This window comes from Yersinia massiliensis CCUG 53443 (assembly GCF_000312485.1).
Taxonomy (GTDB): Bacteria; Pseudomonadota; Gammaproteobacteria; order Enterobacterales; family Enterobacteriaceae; genus Yersinia; species Yersinia massiliensis.
Genome location: NZ_HE997643.1, coordinates 1,173,492 through 1,194,204, shown reverse-complemented (window position 1 = coordinate 1,194,204; position 20,713 = coordinate 1,173,492). Strand labels below are relative to the sequence as shown.

Here is a 20,713-nt window from a genome sequence, read left to right as displayed (position 1 = left end):
CTGTACCACTGCCCAGAGCTTAACTATTCTTAGGTATGTTTTTCGTGATTTAAATCACAAAAACGTGAAGCTGACACCATTCAGCTATTATTTGTTGAGAGTAATTATCATTTGCGGGGAATTAACTGATAATTAGTGACCTTTAAATATCACTAACACCACAGAAAATTAACAATACATATCAATTAAGATGGTGTTTGGATTTCAAGTATAAATGCTGGTTTATTCCATAGATTCCTACGGCTAATTCTATTACATTAGCGCGCATATTGAGCGTGGTGTCGTCATAACGGTTATTTTCAGTAGAAAGAACTGCAGTTGAACACTGGGTTTATACGAGGCAGCTTATGCGCATTGTCAGTCTCTTTTTCGACGCAGGATGACGACGAACGGGCATTAAGGTGTGTTGTTTGGGGCATTCGTTATAATGGTTTTTCATCTGTGAAGCATTTATTAGCAATTGCGTGGAGTAATATGTGAGTCAATCATTGTTGGACCTTTCAGGTTACATCAAGTTTTTTGTTGGCTTATTTGCACTGGTAAACCCCGTCGGGATTTTGCCGGTATTTATCAGTATGACCAGCTATCAAGCACCGGCGGGCCGGGATAAAACTAACTTAACGGCTAACCTTTCTGTTGCCATTATTTTGTGGATCTCCCTGTTCTTGGGTGATGCAATTCTAACTGTATTTGGTATTTCTATTGATTCATTCCGCATTGCGGGCGGGATTCTGGTTGTCAGCATTGCAATGTCAATGATCAGCGGTAAGCTCGGCGAGGATAAGCAGAATAAGCAGGAAAAAACAGAAACAGCGGTGCGAGAGAGTATTGGTGTTGTCCCATTAGCATTGCCGTTAATGGCAGGCCCAGGTGCGATAAGCTCAACGATTGTCTGGAGTTCCCGCTATCATAATTGGCAAAATTTACTAGGATTAACGGTCGCTGTTGCCTTGTTTGCATTTTGCTGTTGGCTGTTATTCCGTGCCGCGCCGCTATTGGTTCGATTGCTAGGGCAAACGGGCATCAACGTAATAACACGTATCATGGGTTTGCTGTTGATGGCATTAGGTATTGAGTTTATTGTCACTGGAATCAAAGCACTTTTCCCCGGGTTACTTTAGAACATTCCCACGCATTATGATGAAAGGCCGCAGGTTATTTACCTGCGGCCTTTTTGTTTATCTCATCTCAATCCTGATATAAATAAGCGCTTTTTTGGTGCAAATAGTGTATTAATTTTAATCTATTGCACTTAAATATTGCAGGAATAACCTTTAGGCTAAAATAATTTAGCTTAATGCATATTTGTTTGTCTTTAATAATCGTCATACCAACCTTACGCTGAAAACAAACAGACAATTTGTTGTTAAAATGCTCACATCATTCTGTGGGGCTTGTGCTGAATTTATCTAGATGTTATTAGTGATTACACTCCAATGAGTAGGTGTTTATTCTGGCTAAGGCCAAAATGTTAATTTTATGTGTCTTTAACGATTTTCAAGACTTCTTTTTTATCTGAAAACTAATGTCTTTATGACTTATCATCATGATAACAAACATTTTAATTATGAGTGACTGCGTAAATACAGAGAGTAACTATCGTTATACAGCCCTTAGAAAAGAGAATTACTTAACATTTCTGTAAAAATTATTGGCGTCAAATTTAGGCATCTGTTAGTTTCCGGACAACATGGTAATGAGAGATTTCTTGCTTATTCAATGAAACCGAGCCTCAAATTTTTATTTTTGGAATAGTTATTGCTAGTCGTTGTGTGCAGCAGATTAATACAAACCTTGAGAAAAACATCACAAATCTCGTAAAAGGGCAGTTAGACATGCAAATAAAGTTTAAGCAGCGACCACTGGCGATAATAAGTACTATTCTAAGTTTGTCTTTTTCAACTATTTCATCAGCAGCTAGCGTGCCTTCTGGTGAAGTTTTAGCGATAGATCAAAGTATTACTATCAATAATGGGACTGAAGTTGCTTCTTTAGATCCGCACAAAGTTGAGGGTAACCCTGAAACAAATATTATTCTCAATCTATTAGAAGGGCTGGTGAGTAATGATGCCAATGGTCATCTTATTCCGGCAGTTGCCACCCACTGGGATAATGATGGATATAAAGTTTGGACATTCCACCTACGTGATGACGCAGTTTGGAGTGATGGCACGCCAGTCACAGCACAAGATTTTGTTTATAGCTGGCAACGTTTGGCAGACCCTAAAATAGGGTCACCTTACGCCAGTTACTTACAATATGCCCAAATAGAAAATGTTGATGATGTCCTAAAGGGCACCAAAAAACCCGAGCAGTTAGGTGTTAAGGCACTAGACGCGAAAACATTGCAAGTGACGTTGACCGAGCCGGTGCCTTATTTCATTAGCATGTTATCTCATACTTCGATGAAACCGGTTAAGCGCGACGTTATTGAAAAGTATGGAGATAAATGGACTCTACCAAAGAATTTTGTTGGCAACGGTGCTTATAAACTAAAAGACTGGGTAGTTAATGAGCGGGTTGTGCTCGAACGCAGCCCTACGTATTGGAATAACAGTGCGACGGTTATTAATAAAGCGACTTTCTTACCGATAACTTCTGAGGTGAGTGATATTAACCGCTATCGTAGCGGTGAAATTGATATCACCAATAGCGCCATTCCCCCCAATCTGTTTGCCAAAATGAAAAAAGACCTGCCATCGCAGGTTCACGTTAGCCCGTATCTTTGTACTTTTTATTACGAAATTAATAACGAAAGAGCGCCATTTACAGACGCGAGAGTGAGGGCGGCCATTAAATTAACGTTGGATCGTGACATCATCGCCACCAAAATTATGGGGCAAGGGCAGATCCCTGCTTATGGCTTCACCCCAACCTTCACTGATGGCGGTAATTTTGCTTTACCAGAATGGGCAAGTTGGCCACAAGAAAAACGCAATGTTGAAGCCAGAAAGCTACTTGCTGAAGCCGGTTTCGATGAAAAAAATCCACTAAAATTTAATTTGCTCTACAACACATCTGATCAAAATAAACAGCAAGCCATCGCTGCTGCCTCTATGTGGCAAAAAAATCTGGGTGCTACCGTCACCTTGCAAAACCAAGAATGGAAAACCTCACTAGAAAGTCGTCACCAAGGCCAGTTTGATGTTGCCAGAGCGACTTGGTGTGGTGACTACAATGAGCCAACCGCTTTCCTTAATATGCTGTTATCAGATAGCAGCAATAATACGTTCTTCTATAAGAGTCCTGAATTTGATGCAATTTTAGCGAAAGCGCTGGTGGTTAAAGATACCCAAGAGCGTACCGCACTGTATCAACAAGCTGAGAATTTGCTGGATAAAGATTCTGCCATGGTACCGGTTTATTACCGTGTTAGTGTCCGGCTGATTCGCCCCACAGTGGGTGGTTTTACCGGCAAAGATCCGCAAGATTTAACGGATTTAAAAAATCTTTATATCCGTAAGTTGTAGTCGTCAGAAATTGGGCAGTGTAAGCGTATCGCTCAATAGATAGACAGAGTAATAGGGATGTATAGCACAGTATATATTTTGACCTGATGCTAATACATATGGGGTCTTACATTACCGGATTCGTTCCCCGGACGATGTAATTAAAAAATACCTTTCAAGGTGAGGCTTGCCCATTGACTGGGTGAAGCAAAAATAAAAACTGGAGTGGATATAAGCATGACCAACATCACGAAGAAAAATCTCCTAGCCGCAGGTATTGTCACTGCTTTAGGTATGATGGCTGTAGGAAATACGTTCGCAGCTAATGTACCAGCAGGCGTACAACTGGCTGAGAAACAAGTATTAGTCCGTAATAATGGTTCTGAGCCTCAATCATTGGACCCGCATAAAATTGAAGGTGTACCAGAATCAAATATCTCACGCGATCTGTTAGAAGGGTTGGTGATTAACGATCCTAATGGCAAGATTCTGCCGGGTGTTGCAGAAAGCTGGGATAATAAAGACTTTAAGGTCTGGACTTTCCATCTTCGTAAAGATGCTAAATGGTCAAATGGTGACCCTGTAACGGCACAGGATTTTGTTTATAGCTGGCAACGCTTGGCAGACCCTAAAACGGTATCTCCTTATGCAAGTTATGTCCAATATGCACATATCGCGAATATCGACGACATCATTACGGGTAAACAGTCCCCAGAGACTTTAGGTGTCAAAGCGTTAGACGATCATACGTTGGAAGTAACACTGAGCGAACCCGTCCCGTATTTGGACAAACTATTAGCTCACCCATCGATGTCACCAGTCAATAAAACTGTCGTTGAGAAGTTTGGGGACAAATGGACTCAACCACAAAACTTTGTTGGCAATGGCGCATACAAGTTGAAAGATTGGGTGGTTAACGAGCGTATCGTGTTAGAACGTAGCCCAACTTATTGGGACAACGCGAAAACAGTTATCAACCAAGTGACCTATCTACCTATTTCTTCAGAAGTGACCGACGTTAACCGCTACCGCAGCGGTGAAATCGACATGACGTATAACAACATGCCGATCGAATTGTTCCAGAAGTTGAAAAAAGAGATCCCACAAGAAGTTCATGTTGACCCATACCTGTGCACCTATTACTACGAAATCAATAACCAAAAAGCACCATTTACAGATGCTCGTGTACGTGAAGCACTGAAATTGGGTATGGATCGCGATATCATCGTGAACAAAGTGAAAAACCAAGGTGACTTACCGGCCTATGGTTTCACTCCTCCTTACACCAGTGGCGCTGAACTGGCACCACCAGAATGGTTTAGCTGGTCACAAGAGAAACGTAACGAAGTCGCTAAGAAGTTACTGGCTGAAGCCGGTTATACCAAAGACAAGCCGTTAACATTCAACCTGCTATACAACACCTCTGATTTGCATAAAAAACTGGCCATTGCTGCCGCGTCTATCTGGAAGAAAAACCTGGGTGTTGATGTTAAGTTGGAAAATCAGGAATGGAAAACCTTCCTGGATACTCGCCATCAAGGGAATTTCGATGTGGCCCGCGCTGGCTGGTGTGCTGACTACAATGAACCTTCTTCATTCCTGAATATGATGCTTTCTGACAGCAGCAACAACACTGTGCATTATAAGAGTCCTGCGTTTGATAAGCTGATGCAAGACACGCTGAAAGTGAAAACTGAGAAAGAGCGTGCTGATTTGTACCAACAAGCTGAAGTCTTGCTGGATAAAGACTCAGCAATTGTCCCACTGTTCTATTACGTGAATGCCCGTTTAGTGAAGCCTTATGTCGGTGGTTACACCGGTAAAGATCCACTGGATAATATGCACGTTAAAGATCTTTATATTATCAAGCAATAATTGATTTAGGGCAGCCGCTTTACTCGCGTGCTGCCCTTATTGCATTGAAATATAAAGTCGCAGTAAGAGGCTAAAGGTACAGGCAATGTTAAAATTTATTCTACGCCGCTGTTTGGAAGCGATCCCGACACTATTCATTTTGATAACGATTTCATTCTTTATGATGCGTCTCGCCCCCGGAAGCCCGTTTACCGGTGAGCGTAATCTTCCACCCGAAGTGATGGCGAATATTGAGGCGAAATATCACCTCAACGACCCAGTTTATAAGCAGTATTTCAATTATTTGGGGCAGTTGGCGCAAGGCGACCTCGGGCCTTCATTTAAATATAAAGATTATACCGTTAACGAGTTAGTCTCAGCCTCGTTTCCTGTTTCAGCCAAACTCGGATTTGCTGCATTTCTACTCGCTGTTGTGCTGGGAGTCAGTGCCGGTGTTATTGCCGCTTTGAACCAAAATACTAAGTGGGACTATACCGTTATGGGCTTTGCCATGACGGGAGTGGTGATCCCAAGTTTTGTTGTCGCTCCGTTATTAGTCTTGGTTTTCGCCATTATATTGAAATGGTTGCCAGGTGGGGGATGGAACGGCGGAGCCCCGAAATTCATTATTTTACCGATGGTGGCGTTGTCATTGGCTTATATCGCCAGTATTGCGCGTATCACCCGTGGTTCCATGATTGAAGTGCTCCATTCCAACTTTATTCGCACGGCGCGCGCAAAAGGTTTACCACTGCGCACGATTGTTCTACGCCATGCATTAAAACCGGCATTGCTCCCCGTGTTGTCTTATATGGGGCCTGCGTTTGTCGGTATTATTACCGGTTCAATGGTTATCGAAACCATTTTCGGCTTACCAGGAATAGGCCAGTTGTTTGTCAACGGAGCGTTAAATCGCGATTACTCATTGGTCCTGAGTTTGACCATACTGGTCGGCGCGTTAACCATTTTATTCAATGCGATTGTTGACGTGCTTTATGCCGTTATCGATCCGAAAATCCGTTACTAGCACTGGAGCACGCCAATTATGTTGAGCAAAAAAAATAGCGAAGCTCTGGAAGTTTTCAGTGAAAAACTGGAAGTTGAAGGACGTAGCCTATGGCAGGATGCCCGCCGCCGTTTTATACACAACCGCGCGGCGATCACCAGTTTGGTGATCCTAATGTTTATTACCCTATTTGTTATTTTCGCGCCAATGATAGCGCAGTTTAGCTATTCAGATACTGACTGGGGCATGATGTCCGCGGCACCCGATATGGAATCTGGACACTATTTTGGTACAGATTCATCTGGTCGTGATTTGTTGGTCCGTGTCGCTATTGGTGGTCGCATTTCATTAATGGTCGGTGTTGCCGCTGCACTGGTTGCAGTGGTCGTTGGCACATTATATGGCTCTTTGTCGGGCTATTTGGGTGGGAAAGTCGACTCACTGATGATGCGCCTGCTGGAAATTCTTAACTCATTTCCATTCATGTTCTTCGTTATTCTGCTGGTGACCTTTTTTGGCCAAAATATCTTGCTGATATTCGTGGCCATCGGCATGGTGTCTTGGCTTGATATGGCCCGTATTGTTCGCGGGCAGACGTTAAGTTTGAAACGAAAAGAGTTTATTGAAGCGGCATTGGTTGGCGGTGTTTCAACACGGAATATCGTTTTGCGCCATATCGTCCCGAACGTACTCGGTGTGGTGGTGGTGTACGCTTCTTTGCTGGTTCCCAGCATGATTTTATTCGAGTCTTTCCTCAGCTTCCTTGGTCTAGGAACGCAAGAGCCATTGAGTAGTTGGGGGGCATTACTCAGTGATGGGGCTAACTCAATGGAAGTCTCGCCATGGTTACTGATGTTTCCTGCCGGATTCTTGGTCGTAACCTTGTTTTGTTTTAACTTTATCGGCGATGGCTTGCGTGATGCCCTCGACCCGAAAGATCGCTGAGGAGTAGCGCCATGACGACTATTGATAAACAGTCTGCTGTTCAGCAATCTGCATTGTTGGAACAAAATGTATCGTTGGAACAAAATGCGCAACCAGAGCAAAAAGTCCTGCTGGATGTAAAAGATCTCACCGTGACTTTCGGCACACCAGACGGAGATGTGACAGCGGTCAATGCCCTCAATTTTGATCTGCGTGCCGGTGAAACATTAGGCATTGTGGGCGAATCTGGTTCGGGTAAATCACAAACGGCTTTTGCTTTGATGGGACTGCTCGCCAGTAATGGACGGATAGGGGGCTCGGCGAAGTTTAATGGCCGAGAGATCCTGAATCTCCCCGAAAAACAGCTAAACCGTCTGCGGGCCGAAGAGATCTCAATGATTTTCCAAGATCCAATGACTTCGCTAAACCCTTATATGCGAGTGGGTGAGCAGTTGATGGAAGTGCTACAACTGCATAAGAAGTTAAGTAAAAGCGAAGCGTTCGAAGAGTCAATTCGCATGCTTGATGCGGTAAAAATGCCAGAGGCACGTAAGCGCATGCGCATGTACCCACATGAGTTTTCGGGGGGGATGCGCCAACGAGTCATGATCGCGATGGCGTTGCTGTGCCGCCCTAAACTATTGATTGCAGATGAACCGACCACCGCATTGGATGTGACTGTTCAGGCTCAAATTATGACGCTGTTGAATGAGCTAAAACGTGAATTTAATACTGCGATAATTATGATCACTCATGACTTGGGGGTAGTAGCGGGTATCTGTAACAAAGTTTTGGTGATGTACGCTGGGCGAACCATGGAATATGGTCAGGCTCGCGATGTGTTTTATCACCCAAGTCACCCTTATTCTATTGGTTTGTTGAATGCCGTCCCTCGCCTTGATACTGAAGGCGACGCTCTGATGACAATACCGGGCAACCCACCCAATTTACTGCGCTTGCCGAAAGGCTGTCCGTTCCAACCTCGTTGCCAATATGCCATGGATCGCTGTAGCACAGCACCTGCATTAGAAAGTTTCGGTGAAGGGCGTTTGCGCGCTTGCTACAAGCCAGTAGGGGAATTGGTATGAATGCCATGACAGAGAAAAAAGTCTTGTTGGAAGTGGCTGACCTGAAAGTTCATTTTGATATTCAGGATGGCAAACAGTGGTTCTGGCAACCCTCCAAAACATTGAAAGCTGTTGATGGGGTGACACTTCGCTTATATGAAGGTGAAACCTTGGGCGTGGTTGGGGAGTCAGGTTGCGGTAAATCCACTTTTGCTCGTGCCATCATTGGCTTGGTGAAAGCAACGGGTGGCAGCGTGGCCTGGTTAGGAAAAGACCTGCTCAATATGAACCCTAATGAGTGGCGCGATATCCGCAGTGATATTCAGATGATATTTCAGGATCCCCTTGCATCGTTGAACCCGCGAATGACGATTGGTGAAATCATTGCTGAACCGCTGCGGACTTATCATCCTAAAATGCCACGTCAAGAAGCCAGAGACAAAGTCAAAGCAATGATGCTTAAAGTGGGGTTATTGCCCAATTTAATCAACCGCTATCCCCATGAGTTTTCGGGGGGGCAGTGCCAACGTATTGGTATTGCTCGAGCATTGATTCTTGAGCCAAAGCTGGTGATTTGCGATGAACCTGTTTCCGCACTGGATGTGTCAATTCAGGCGCAAGTGGTGAACTTATTGCAGCAATTGCAGCGTGAAATGGGGTTGTCGCTGATTTTTATTGCTCACGACTTGGCCGTGGTCAAGCATATCTCTGACCGAGTATTAGTGATGTATTTGGGGCATGCGGTCGAACTGGGGACCTATGATGAGGTTTATAATAACCCGCAGCATCCTTATACCAAGGCGCTGATGTCTGCAGTGCCTATCCCTGATCCAGACAAAGAAAAGGCGAAAGTTATTCAATTATTAGAAGGGGAATTACCATCGCCGATTAACCCACCATCGGGTTGCGTATTTCGTACTCGTTGCCCAATTGCAGGGCCAGAATGTGCGAAAACACGTCCATTGATGGAAGGGAGCTTCCGTCATGCGGTTTCTTGTTTGAAAGTGGATCCGCTATAGCGTTGTGATTTGGCTATGATTGCCGACTAAAAATTCCCGCCATATTTCTCTGGCGGGGATTTTTATGATGACTGACAAAGCGCACTCATTATGACGAAATAAAATCGACGGACTGAGTTGAGTCGCAGGCAATGAGATTATTCTTTCCACAATATATGGCAAAGTTTATGGTCTTTCTCGCGGCATAACAGCACACGAGCAAAAACATCGTTAATCTCTTCGCCATCACTTTCTGCTAGGCCAATAACAACCTCCGCGAAAAAGTCTGGGTTGACGTCAAAATCAACATGGTCCTGCCAATCTTCCGCGGGGTCAAACAACTCTGCGCCGCCACGTTCTTCAAACTGAAGATTAAATAATAAGATATCTGCCGGATCTAAGTTATCACCCGCCAGTTCGAGAAAAATATCGTAGGCCTGTTCCAGCGTTTCGTCTTCTGTCAGGCGGTTATTGAGGTCCATTGAGCTTGGCTCTTGTGCATTCTGGTCCATTTTGCAGATTCCCATTTATTATTTGCGGATTGCGCTCATTAAAACATTCTCTTTAGCGTTTATACAATGGTTATGCAGCTTAGCGCTGAAACTCAGAGCATCTACAAAAAAGGGCCGAATGGCCCTTTGCATTATAATAATGGGCTGAAGAAGTAGAATAATCGTTCAGTAACGCGATGCCAGACAGGGCGCTTATTCCACTGCTCAGCATCTAATAATACTGAGCGAGCAATGTAGTCATCCTGCACTTGTGCTAAGTCGGCGCCAAAACCATCATCATCAATCACCAAAGTGACTTCAAAATTGAGCCATAAGCTGCGCATATCAAGATTAACGGTTCCCACCAAGCTGAGTTGCCCGTCAACTAATACACTCTTGCTATGTAATAACCCACCTTCAAATTGGTAGATTTTGACTCCTGCATCAAGTAACTCTGAGAAGAAAGCTTTACTTGCCCAGCGGACCATCATTGAATCATTGTTTCGAGGAACAATAATGCTGACATCGACACCACGCTGTGCGGCAGTACAGATAGCATGTAATAAGTCATCGCTCGGAACGAAATAGGGCGTCGTCATGACTAACTGCTCGCGCGCAGCATAAACGGCAGTAAGTAACGCCTGATGGATCATTTCTTCTGGGAAACCTGGCCCAGATGCAATCACCTGAATCGTATGGCCGCTTTCTTCTTCGAACGGCATGATATGGTTGTCTGGCGGTGGGGGCAGAATACGTTTACCGGTTTCAATCTCCCAATCACAGGCATAGACGATACCCATTGTTGTCGCCACTGGCCCTTCCATTCGCGCCATCATATCAATCCACTGGCCCACCCCCGCATCTTGTTTGAAGAAGCGCGGATCAACCATATTCATGCTACCGGTATAGGCAACATAGTTATCAATCAATACGATCTTACGATGTTGGCGTAAATCCATGCGGCGCAGGAATACGCGGAAAACATTGACTTTGAGTGCTTCGACCACTTCTATCCCAGCATTACGCATCATGGCAGGATACGGGGTACGGAAGAATTGTTGGCTACCTGCAGAGTCCAGCATGAGCCTGCAATGAACACCACGGCGTGCGGCAGACATTAAGGACTCCGCAACCTGATCAACCAGACCGCCAGGTTGCCAAATATAAAACACCATCTCTATATTATGGCGGGCTAATTCAATGTCTCGCACCAAGGCTTTTAATGTGTCATCGGTAGTGGTCAATAGCTGTAATTGATTACCTTTAACGCCGCTGATGCCTTGGCGACGCTCACATAATTGAAACAATGGGGTAGCGACCTCACTGTTTGAATTGGCAAAAATGTGTTGGCAATCTTTCAATTCACTCAACCAGCGCGCCGTGGACGGCCACATGGCTTTTGCGCGTTCTGCTCGGCGCTTACCAAGATGAAGCTCACCAAATGAGAGGTACGCAATGATGCCGACTAACGGAAGAATATAAATGACGAGTAGCCATGCCATAGCCGAAGGAACGGTTCTGCGTTTCATCAGAATACGCAATGTTACCCCGGCAATAAGCAACCAATAGCCAAAAACTGAAAGCCAACTGATTACGGTATAAAATGTTGTCATGAGGGCGGAAATCCTGTTCACAAACGGTCAGTAATGAGTGTACGCACAGTCTGGCAAAGACGAAACCTTTAAGCAGAGATAATGTTAGATAAAATCTTTTAGCTTAAAGGACTTGCAATGAAACATTCAGCAGTTCGCATGTGCTTTGGGGTTTCTAGAGTGTGTTGAGTGATGCATATAGTTTGTGTGACATATCGCAGTGCGACATATATAGAAAGATAGTGCATTTTTTGTAAAATACAGAATTTTGCCCAACAGCGACTTGGCTGAGGAGATGAAAGGTTTATACTAGCCCAGTTCTCAGCTGTGGAAGACTTGTTTCATGAGACGGAGTAAAAATGAGGTAGGCCGTTGGCGTATGCTACGGCAAAATCAGCGGCGAAGAAGTCGCTGGCTTGAAGGTCAATCACGACGTTACCGTCATATCTATAGCATCAGACAGCACAATGAGCACCAGCATCGCAGGTCAATATTGTTTACTGTTGCTTATGAATGGTGATTCACTGAATGAGCGATAAAAACAGTCTCTTTATGAGGCTGTTTTTGTTTTGTGTATAATAAATATGATAGTGTAAATCGTTTTTTCACGCAAAATAGCCTTCATTGTGATTCACAATTCTGGATTGGGTAGGGCTTTTTTGACAATGATTTGTGGTCATCGTTGAAGACGAGTATGATATTTTCCACCCTAAATGTCGCCTTTTTTCGCAGAAAAAAAACACCTATCCTAAATTATTGAAATGCGACAATTCCTATTTCACTATTAATAATAAAAAGTGCAACATAATGGATGGTGAGTTTATTTCACATGAGAATGACAAGGCGCTATTCTATATATTAGGCCGCTTCGTTCAAATCGTTCAGTTTCAGGGGTGTTACTGTTGAGTTGTTCGAAGCGGCCATCCTTCTGGTAAAATATGTGATTATGAAATAATAATCATGTTAATCATCGTATTTAAGTAATACTTCCTATCTATCAACGGGTTGATTTTCTCCCTTGTCTTTGTTGGCGTTTTTAATCATCGATTTTATTGATCGATAATAAAAAATTGATCAATTTTATCAATTGATCAATACTGCATTTCTTATTAAATAAAAGGATTTTTCAGTGGATAGCAGGCTAAACATTGCGGTTGATTGCACTTTTATCTGTGAACCCGTTTATCGTAAAAACGGTGAGTTATTTGCTGTGGAGCTATTGAGTCGTTTTACAACTGACTCTTTCAAGATGCCCATTAATACTGAACGTTTCTTGCATCAACTTAATGCTAAAATGAAGGCTAAATTGTTATATGACCAATTATTTGCTGTGGCAATTCACCAGCAATGGTTTATTGATTATCAAATCATACTCTCGATAAATATAGATTTTGATATGGCGCAAGCCGTGTTGTATGACAAGGTCATCATCTCGTTGCTGGAATCCATGCCCTTTATCCGACTGGAGGTGATGGAGAGTTTCCCCAATCTTAATGATGGGCCGGAAAACACCTTATTAAGTAAACTCGCTGAACGATACACGCTATGGTTAGATGATTTTGGTAGTGGTAATTCGCACCTTGCCGCCGCCGCCAGTGGTTTTTTTGAATGCGTCAAAGTAGACAAGCAGTTTTATTGGCAGTGGGCAGAGAGTGTCACGTTCGATAATCTTGTCATGCGATTACGTGATCATTGCCAGTGTATCATCGTGGAGGGAGTGGAAACGCGCCAACAGTTTATTCAATTATCAAATATCGGTGTTGATGCTATGCAAGGCTACTTATTTAATGCGTTGCCACTGAATGACGCTAAACGGTTCCCTGTGAGCATAGAGACAAATTTTGCACGTAAGACTTGAATTTTGCACGTAAGATACGAAGTTAGGCGGTTTTTGTCGAGAATATCACAGTTAATAAGTGTGGTTCGGTGGATGATATTATCCCTATTACAGCAAAGGCTTATCATTCATGTCTCAATATAAATTAGCGAAAACCGTGTTTTTTGGTGATTTGAAAGTTAGCACTGCGCTTTATAAGTACGAAATCTATTGTGAAGAATCAGAGCTGATTTATCACGCTGCTATTTATGTTGAGCAAGTCATTGCTGCAGGTAAACACACTTATCCTGTCTGGGTAAGAAAAGACCACATGATATTGAAATCGCCAGCGCATATGTTGGATAAAGCCGTTGATGCGTGTGAAGAACATTGGATGAAACACTACAAAGCTTAGCTAACCACTGGTTGAGGTTTGCTGGACGTAACATCTATTTGTGCTGATGTGCTGAGTTAACGTCATACCTATATAAAGAATACGAAATAGGGGCCGCTGATGATATTTGCGGCCTTTACATTAGATAGTTAACTCAGAAGACGCGCTTGTAGGGTTTTACGATGACAGATTGGTAGACGCCCGCAGCAACATAGGGGTCTTGTTTAGCCCAGACCTCGGCATCGTGCTGTGACGCAAATTCAGCTATCACGGTTGAACCAGTAAATCCGACCGCACCGGGATCTGCACTGTCGATGGCTGGATTCGGGCCAGCGGTCAGTAAGCGACCTTGGTCTTGCAATTCTTGCAGGCGCGCTAAATGTGCAGGACGCACAGATAAACGTTTGTCGAGTGAGTCGGGGACATCGGTAGCAAAAATGACATACAGCATGTTTCACCTTTAAGATTTGTTTTGTCAGACTTCATGTGAGCGAGAGATTGGCAATACTGCATTGATCCGCCACTGCCTCAGTTCGTCATATCAGCATGTTCATTCCATAAATTCAATCCACTGAGAAAATAGGCTCATCCTCGGCTATCACCTGTATACACTTATCGTTAATGATGAAATAAAATGATCACTCAGGGTAAATAAAAAGTGTCATTTCACCGATGTCGTCGTTTAAAACAACATTTGAAGGATGAATGATACGATTGTTTGCAGTTGCGTATTGAACATGATTGCTATTTGCATTTAAACTTAGCTGCATTAGAGGACACTGAATTATTATGCAGCTAAATAAATTATTCTTGGGTCGACGGCTAACGTGGCCATTCGTATTTTCAGTCGGGTTACATGGCAGCGTGGTTGCGGCGTTACTGTATGTTTCCGTAGAGCAAATGAGCATTCAACCTGAAGTCGAGGATGCACCGATTGCTGTCACGATGGTGAATGTTGCTGATTTTGCTGCGCCACAACCTGCTGCTGCGGAGCCACCACAGGCTGAACCGGAACCAGAACCAGAACCGGTTGAAGAGGCACCACCTGAACCTGAAGTATTGCCAGAACCCGTTCCAGTGCCTATCCCTGAGCCGGTAAAACCAAAGCCGAAACCTAAACCTAAGCCGGTTAAAAAAGAAGTCAAAAAGCCGGAAGTGAAGAAAACAGAAGCGCCACCGGATGATAGGCCGTTTAAATCTGATGAGCCTGCTCTGACGGCGAATAACGCACCGGTAAAATCAGCCCCCAAAGCTGCTGCACCAGGCGCTTCTACTACATCCGGCCCAAGAGCATTAAGCAAGGCGAAACCAACCTATCCAGCGAGAGCGTTGGCATTAGGGGTTGAAGGGCAGGTTAAAGTTCAATATGACATTGATAGCGATGGTCGAGTTACCAATGTCCGAATTTTAGATGCCAAACCGCGTAATACCTTTGAACGCGAAGTGAAACAGGTGATGCGTAAATGGCGCTTTGAAGCCGTAGCAGCCAAAGATTATGTGACTACTATCGTCTTTAAGATCGGCGGCACGATGGAGATGGATTAGCATCTCGCAAGATTGTCTATCCCAACATTAGATTTGTTGTCTTAGTAAACGAAAAAGGGTCGCTTTTGGGCGACCCTTTTGACCATCTATCACATTGGGCCAGCCGCTATTGCGTCGCACCCACTTCGAAATTCCCACGGCCATCAGGTAGCCCGCGTGCTTTACCGGCATCATCAACAGCCACATAGGTAAATACGGCTTCAGTGGCACGATAACGCTGGCCAATTGGCTCGGAAGAGACCTTTTTTACCCAGACTTCAATATTGATGGTAATAGAGCTGCGGCCGGTTTTAATGCAGCGAGCATAACAACAGACCACATCACCCACCGCAACGGGTTTGAGGAACGTCATTCCATCAACTCTGACAGTCACAACACGGCCCTGCGCGATTTCTTTCGCCTGAATAGCGCCGCCAATATCCATTTGTGACATTAACCAGCCACCGAAAATATCGCCATTAGCGTTGGTATCGGCGGGCATTGCAAGAGTACGAAGTACTAACTCACCGTTAGGTAATGATTGCTCACCGCGAGGTGATTGTTGTTCCTGGGTCATCTCTGCCTGCTTCTAAACTTGAATATTTGACGCTGCCGCCATTTGCATGCCGTGCAACGTCAATAAGTTGAGTTGTTTGTTATTTGAAATTATGACTTTTTCTGTTCTTCTGGCATATGGCGATAAATATACACGCCACTGATCAGTGTAAATACTAATGTCAGCGCGGTTAAACCAAAGACTTTGAAGTTTACCCAAATTTCCTGCGGTAACCAAAATGCCACATAGATATTCAGCAGACCACAAGCCAAGAAGAACAGTGCCCATGCCATATTTAAGTTGGACCAAACGGCATCTGGCAGCGTGAGTTCTTTACCGAGCATGCGCTGAATTAATGGCTTTTTCATAAACCATTGGCTTACCAGCAATGCGACCGCAAACAGGGCATAAAGTACGGTGACTTTCCATTTAATGAATAAGTCACTGTGGAATGCCAGTGTCAACGTGCCGAAAACTAACACCATGGCTGCGGTGATCAGCGTCATTTTCTCGACCTTACGGAATTTCAGCCAAGTAAAGGCTAATGCCAATAAGGTCGCGACAATCAATGCCCCTGATGCGACAAAAATGTCATACATCTTGTAGAAAACGAAAAATACGACCAAAGGGAGAAAATCTAAAAGTTGCTTCATGAATCAATCCATCATTTGTACACTGGCCGACTATACCGGATTCAGTGAGGTGAGGGTACTAGCGGTAAAAGACTATTATCCTTAATTATCTGTTGGAATGCGCGTACTGCCAGTGGAATTTGCAGAAACTTACGATAAATAAGGAACAGATTTTATCTGCATATTGCTAGTGATGCATTAACCCAGCATGATGCATACTGAAAATTGGGTTGAGAATTTATGGAGTAAATATGCAGATAAAACGACTTCGGCAATGGATGCCAGGTTTGACCCAATTAATGGCTTATGAGCGTGACTGGCTCAAACCAGATTTTAGGGCGGGGTTATCAGTAGCTGCAGTGGCACTGCCTATTGCCATTGCCTATGCCGAGTTGACGGGGGTTAGCGCTGCTGTTGGTTTGTATTCATGTATTTTACCAATGATTGCGTATGCCTTGTTTGGATCATCGCGGCAATTAATTGTCGGACCTGATGCTGCCACCTGTGCGGTGATTGCCGCTGTAGTTGCACCGCTGGCGGCAGGTAACAGTGAAGTTCACTGGCAGTTAACCATTATGATGACGCTCATGATGGGGACTTGGTGCTTAGTAGCCAGTCGTTTTAAGCTTGGCGCATTAGCTGATTTGCTATCACGCCCGATATTAACGGGCTTACTCAATGGTGTGGCGATTACCATTATTGTCGATCAGTTGGGCAAGGTATTCGGCTTTATGACTCGTCCCCCGCAATTGATTGAGCGGGTCTTAGCGCTGCCCCATAATTTAATTAACAGCCATCTACCGACGGTGGCGATTTCCTTGCTGACTTTTGTGGTGTTATATGGCGTGAAATGGTTACGGCCTAATTGGCCAGCGCCGTTGTTAGCCATTGTCCTTGCGACCTTTGTCTCTTGGGCGGCCAATTTAGAACAATTTGGTGTTTTAGTCGTGGGTGGATTTAGTGGTGGCTTACCCATGGTGCATTGGCCTGATTTTCAACCTGGCTTGCTACGTGACATGGTGATTCCGGCGTTGAACCTTGCCGTCGTCAGTTTTGTCAGCATGATGCTCACTGCGCGTAGTTTTGCCGCCAAAAATGGCTATGAAGTTGATGCCGATGTTGAATTACGTGCACTGGGTATCACCAACATTGTCTCTGCATTGTCGCAAGGTTTTGCTATTAGTGGTGCCAGTACTCGTACCGCAGTGAATGATGCCAATAACGGCAAGAGCCAATTGGTTTCCATTATTGCTGCACTGGTCATTGCCATGGTGCTGCTATTTTTAACTCGCCCACTGCAATATATTCCCATTGCAGCCTTGGGCGTTGTGCTGATATATGCCGCCTGGTCATTGTTGGGGTTCAGGAGTCTTTGGCAGTTACGCAAGCGGAATACGCAGGCATTTTACTTGGCGATATTTACTTTCGTCAGTGTGGTATTAGTTGGGGTCATCAGCGGCATTGGTTTGGCCGTTTTGTTGGGCTTATTGCAATTTTTACGGACAGTATTCCGTCCCACAGAGCAGCTATTAGGGGTTAATGCCGATGGCATGATCCATTCAATGCGCAGTGGTAATGGTATCAAACCGGTTCCGGGCGTGATGATCTACCGTTTTAATTCGCCTTTGACTTACTTCAATGTGGCCTATTTTAAGCGGCGTATTCTAAATTTGGTTGATAGCACGCCGCATCAGGCCGATTGGGTTGTGATTGATGCGGTCGCCAGTTTTACTTATGCCGATATTAGTGTGTTGGCCGCTATCGATGAACTTAAGCGTGATTTGAAGCAGCGCAATATTAAGTTGATATTAGCGGGACGGCGCACTGAGCTGACACGTTGGTTCCGTATAAATAGACTGAAAAGCCACGATGATGACTTAATCTTGGTGCCGGATCTGTATCTGGCGCTGAAGTTGGTTCAGAGTAAACAGCGGGTCGCTGAAAAGAACGAGCAAGATAATGAAGGGCCAGAAGCCAAGCCTAAGCCAGAAGCAGACGTTGAGCCTGAAATAAGCTGACCGGTTTTCATCACTCATGGCTTATACGAGCATGACTTGTTCGTAGAAAAACAAAAAGGGCCGAAATGGCCCTTTTGTCGTGTTATCGAACCTGATACTTAGGCAGTCACATCAGTAGGGCGCAACAACATATATAAGCGGAACAGATATACCAGTAATAACGCAGAAACCAGATTACTGAGCGCGCTTAAAACAACGGTTGCAATCGGTGTTGGCAGAACCGTGAGGTGGCTGACCAAATACAGCAAAATCAATTTAGCCGCTATCCATAACATCATGGCAGGGATAACTAATCGCACATTGGCGAATGCCAATTTGGTACTGGCTTTGATCGAGGCAAAAACGCCCATTTTTTCAGTTGTCACGATGATGGGCGATAGCGACAGTGCAACGGCAATCACGATACCCGGTACGATAAACATCGTAATCCCTAACTGAATTAATAAGGTACCGATAAACATCAACAGTAATAACCGCGGCAACATCGGTAGTGAAAGCCCAATTGCCTGTAATGCGCTAACACGACGGCCTTGGGAAGCCAGCGAAATTAGCGTTAGCATTCCACCCACCAACAACACATTCCCAATTAACGCAGAAAAGGTGGCAGCAGCGGAGACTTTAAGCAAGACAACTTGCTGCTCTGGCGTCATCTGCGACACGAGTTCACTGATGCTCACATTTGCTGATGATGCGATATCACTTTGCGCGGCACTTAAAATACTCAGTTGTTCAGTATCAGGCGTAAAAGCCTGATTTAGCATGACGGTAATGAACGCAGTCAGTAAAGCCATCAACGCGATGGCAGGTAGCTGATTACGTAAAAAATTAAAACTGTCACGGTATAAAGTGTTTGCCGTGATAGGCATGAAAGCTCCTTGGGATCGAAAACTAATACTTAGCCGATGATTATACCTTGTTATGGGTGTTGTGGGACACTGACGTTAGCGGATAAATCATTTCTTCCGACCTCATTACCTCAACGTTATCCATCGGTCGCCACCAGTAAACCTTCAACCGGTCGCCCTCCGGCGCAAATAACACCCAAGCTTAGCAGCATCCTACTTTTTCATTATTCATTAACCAAAACGGTGTGATTTGTCGTAAATCCTGATTTATGATCCAGATCAATTTCAATGTTATTAAGGAATTAAATAACCTTACTCAAAATAGGATTTATTTAAATTGTTTCCAAAGATGTGATCACGAGTGGATCATAAATAATCATTTGTAGGTATATTCAGTCCGCGAATATACCTACAAATGGAATGGATAATGAAAAAAATCACGTTGGCATTGTTAGCTGTAGCCGCTTTGGCACCCACTGCAGCAAGTGCGCACCAAGCGGGCGATTATATTTTCCGGGCAGGGACGGCAACGGTCAGACCGACAACAGGATCTGATGACGTTTTAGGTTATGGTTCCTTCAAAGCGGACAATAATACCCAGTTGGGCATGACCTTTAGTTATCTGATTACGGATAATATCGGGGTAGAACTGTTGGCGGCGACACCGTTCCGCCACAAGATTGGTCTTGGTCCTACTGGTGATATCGCTGAAGTTAAGCAATTACCCCCTACGTTGATGGCGCAATATTATTTCCGCGATAAACAAGACAAATTGCGTCCTTATCTGGGTATCGGCTTGAACTACACCACTTTCTTTGATGAGAAATTTAACAACACGGGCAGTACTGCTGGCCTGACAGATTTGAGTGTGAAGGATTCATGGGGTATCGCAGGCCAGGCAGGTATGGACTACATGGTCAGTGAAAATTGGATGCTAAACATGTCTGTTTGGTGGATGAACATCGAATCTGACGTGAAATTTAAGGCTGGTGGTGTCGAGCAAACAATTAATACTCGTTTAGACCCATGGGTCTTCATGTTCGGCGCGGGCTATCGTTTCTAGCATTAAATAGGCGGGGAAATTTACCGATTCTCATGGTGTGAGTCATTGACTTACCCCTCGGTGAAACCTCCCCGCCAATCGTCAGACTATAAAGTCAGGCAATTCATACGGTTCATTCTATCAATACAATGCATGCTACAAATACAATACATACGTATTGATTACCTAATCAGCATCTGATTACTGACTGACTTCACGCCTGGTACGGTGCGAGTGACTTCTACTGCACGGTCTGCATCATGGCGTGAGCTCACAAAACCACTCAACTGAACGCGTCCTTTAAATGTCTCAACACTGATTTGAGTCGATTTTATATCTTTTGCTGCCAGCAGCGCTGATTTCACTTTAGTGGTAATCACGGTGTCATCGATATAGCCGCCAGTGCCTTCTGACGTTTTTGTTGGCGCACAAGCGGAAATAGCCATCGCCATAATTACCGCAACGCATAAAGCAGAAAATGTTTTAAAAAGCTTCATAGATGACT

General features: G+C 44.3%; 20 protein-coding genes. 13 read left to right on the top strand and 7 right to left on the bottom strand.

Going from position 1 to position 20,713, the window contains the following annotated elements; translation table 11 throughout:
* Window positions 1-476 precede the first annotated feature (476 nt).
* The 7 genes from BN68_RS05320 to oppF all read left to right on the top strand — a co-directional run bounded on the left by BN68_RS05320 (window position 477) and on the right by oppF (window position 9,319).
* Window positions 477-1,121: a YchE family NAAT transporter gene (locus BN68_RS05320; RefSeq protein ID WP_019210126.1), complete on the top strand. Its 645-nt coding sequence runs from the start codon at window positions 477-479 to the stop codon at window positions 1,119-1,121.
* 714 nt (window positions 1,122-1,835) lie between these two features.
* Window positions 1,836-3,470 (top strand): ABC transporter substrate-binding protein, encoded by a 1,635-nt coding sequence (locus BN68_RS05315; RefSeq protein WP_042806405.1) that lies wholly within the window; start codon window positions 1,836-1,838, stop codon window positions 3,468-3,470.
* Window positions 3,471-3,686: 216 nt separating this feature from the next.
* Window positions 3,687-5,324 (top strand): oligopeptide ABC transporter substrate-binding protein OppA, encoded by a 1,638-nt coding sequence (oppA, locus tag BN68_RS05310; protein ID WP_019210124.1) that lies wholly within the window; start codon window positions 3,687-3,689, stop codon window positions 5,322-5,324.
* A gap of 85 nt (window positions 5,325-5,409) precedes the next feature.
* Window positions 5,410-6,330, top strand: coding sequence for an oligopeptide ABC transporter permease OppB (gene oppB, locus BN68_RS05305; RefSeq protein ID WP_004875191.1), 921 nt, complete (start codon window positions 5,410-5,412; stop codon window positions 6,328-6,330).
* 15 nt (window positions 6,331-6,345) lie between these two features.
* On the top strand, window positions 6,346-7,254 hold the full coding sequence (oppC, locus tag BN68_RS05300) for an oligopeptide ABC transporter permease OppC (RefSeq protein WP_042806404.1): 909 nt from the start codon (window positions 6,346-6,348) through the stop codon (window positions 7,252-7,254).
* Between the two features lie 11 nt (window positions 7,255-7,265).
* A complete protein-coding gene (oppD, locus tag BN68_RS05295) occupies window positions 7,266-8,321 on the top strand; it encodes an ABC transporter ATP-binding protein (RefSeq protein WP_019210122.1) in 1,056 nt (351 codons plus the stop codon).
* The gene (gene oppF, locus BN68_RS05290) at window positions 8,318-9,319 is read left to right on the top strand and encodes a murein tripeptide/oligopeptide ABC transporter ATP binding protein OppF (RefSeq protein WP_019210121.1); all 1,002 of its coding nucleotides are present in this window, start codon (window positions 8,318-8,320) and stop codon (window positions 9,317-9,319) included. Before oppD ends, oppF begins: the two co-directional genes overlap by 4 nt.
* A 137-nt stretch (window positions 9,320-9,456) precedes the next feature.
* Here the strand turns inward: oppF and BN68_RS05285 are convergent, their stop codons facing one another.
* Both BN68_RS05285 and cls read right to left on the bottom strand, forming a co-directional pair.
* Window positions 9,457-9,780 (bottom strand): HI1450 family dsDNA-mimic protein, encoded by a 324-nt coding sequence (locus BN68_RS05285; RefSeq protein ID WP_042806529.1) that lies wholly within the window; start codon window positions 9,778-9,780, stop codon window positions 9,457-9,459.
* Between the two features lie 161 nt (window positions 9,781-9,941).
* Window positions 9,942-11,402, bottom strand: coding sequence for a cardiolipin synthase (gene cls / locus BN68_RS05280; RefSeq protein WP_019210119.1), 1,461 nt, complete (start codon window positions 11,400-11,402; stop codon window positions 9,942-9,944).
* 322 nt (window positions 11,403-11,724) lie between these two features.
* Here cls and BN68_RS23180 point away from each other — a divergent pair, with 322 nt between their 5' ends.
* The 3 genes from BN68_RS23180 to BN68_RS05270 all read left to right on the top strand — a co-directional run bounded on the left by BN68_RS23180 (window position 11,725) and on the right by BN68_RS05270 (window position 13,612).
* Window positions 11,725-11,901, top strand: coding sequence for a YciY family protein (locus tag BN68_RS23180; RefSeq protein WP_071822390.1), 177 nt, complete (start codon window positions 11,725-11,727; stop codon window positions 11,899-11,901).
* A 609-nt stretch (window positions 11,902-12,510) separates the two neighbouring features.
* Complete coding sequence (locus BN68_RS05275) at window positions 12,511-13,239, top strand: EAL domain-containing protein (protein ID WP_019210118.1); 729 nt, start codon at window positions 12,511-12,513, stop codon at window positions 13,237-13,239.
* Between the two features lie 109 nt (window positions 13,240-13,348).
* Window positions 13,349-13,612, top strand: a complete 264-nt coding sequence (locus BN68_RS05270) for a hypothetical protein (protein ID WP_019210117.1) — start codon at window positions 13,349-13,351, stop codon at window positions 13,610-13,612.
* Between the two features lie 133 nt (window positions 13,613-13,745).
* On the opposite strand, the gene BN68_RS05265 is transcribed toward BN68_RS05270, so the two are convergent.
* Window positions 13,746-14,042 (bottom strand): YciI family protein, encoded by a 297-nt coding sequence (locus BN68_RS05265; protein WP_019210116.1) that lies wholly within the window; start codon window positions 14,040-14,042, stop codon window positions 13,746-13,748.
* 338 nt (window positions 14,043-14,380) lie between these two features.
* Between BN68_RS05265 and tonB the strand changes: the two genes are divergently transcribed.
* Window positions 14,381-15,136, top strand: a complete 756-nt coding sequence (gene tonB, locus BN68_RS05260; protein ID WP_019210115.1) for a TonB system transport protein TonB — start codon at window positions 14,381-14,383, stop codon at window positions 15,134-15,136.
* A gap of 106 nt (window positions 15,137-15,242) precedes the next feature.
* Here the strand turns inward: tonB and yciA are convergent, their stop codons facing one another.
* Window positions 15,243-15,692: an acyl-CoA thioester hydrolase YciA gene (gene yciA / locus BN68_RS05255; protein ID WP_019210114.1), complete on the bottom strand. Its 450-nt coding sequence runs from the start codon at window positions 15,690-15,692 to the stop codon at window positions 15,243-15,245.
* Window positions 15,693-15,781: 89 nt separating this feature from the next.
* Window positions 15,782-16,324 carry a septation protein A gene (locus BN68_RS05250; protein ID WP_042806403.1) on the bottom strand — a complete coding sequence of 181 codons (543 nt, stop codon included), beginning with the start codon at window positions 16,322-16,324 and terminating at the stop codon, window positions 15,782-15,784.
* 230 nt (window positions 16,325-16,554) lie between these two features.
* On the opposite strand from BN68_RS05250, the gene BN68_RS05245 reads away from it, so the two are divergent.
* Window positions 16,555-18,321, top strand: coding sequence for a SulP family inorganic anion transporter (locus BN68_RS05245; protein ID WP_019210113.1), 1,767 nt, complete (start codon window positions 16,555-16,557; stop codon window positions 18,319-18,321).
* 98 nt (window positions 18,322-18,419) lie between these two features.
* Here BN68_RS05245 and BN68_RS05240 read toward each other — a convergent pair whose 3' ends face one another.
* On the bottom strand, window positions 18,420-19,187 hold the full coding sequence (locus BN68_RS05240) for a YciC family protein (RefSeq protein ID WP_019210112.1): 768 nt from the start codon (window positions 19,185-19,187) through the stop codon (window positions 18,420-18,422).
* A gap of 406 nt (window positions 19,188-19,593) precedes the next feature.
* Here BN68_RS05240 and ompW point away from each other — a divergent pair, with 406 nt between their 5' ends.
* Window positions 19,594-20,229 carry an outer membrane protein OmpW gene (gene ompW / locus BN68_RS05235; protein WP_072102420.1) on the top strand — a complete coding sequence of 212 codons (636 nt, stop codon included), beginning with the start codon at window positions 19,594-19,596 and terminating at the stop codon, window positions 20,227-20,229.
* A gap of 161 nt (window positions 20,230-20,390) precedes the next feature.
* Here ompW and BN68_RS05230 read toward each other — a convergent pair whose 3' ends face one another.
* The gene (locus tag BN68_RS05230; RefSeq protein ID WP_019210110.1) at window positions 20,391-20,705 is read right to left on the bottom strand and encodes a BON domain-containing protein; all 315 of its coding nucleotides are present in this window, start codon (window positions 20,703-20,705) and stop codon (window positions 20,391-20,393) included.
* Window positions 20,706-20,713 lie beyond the last annotated feature (8 nt).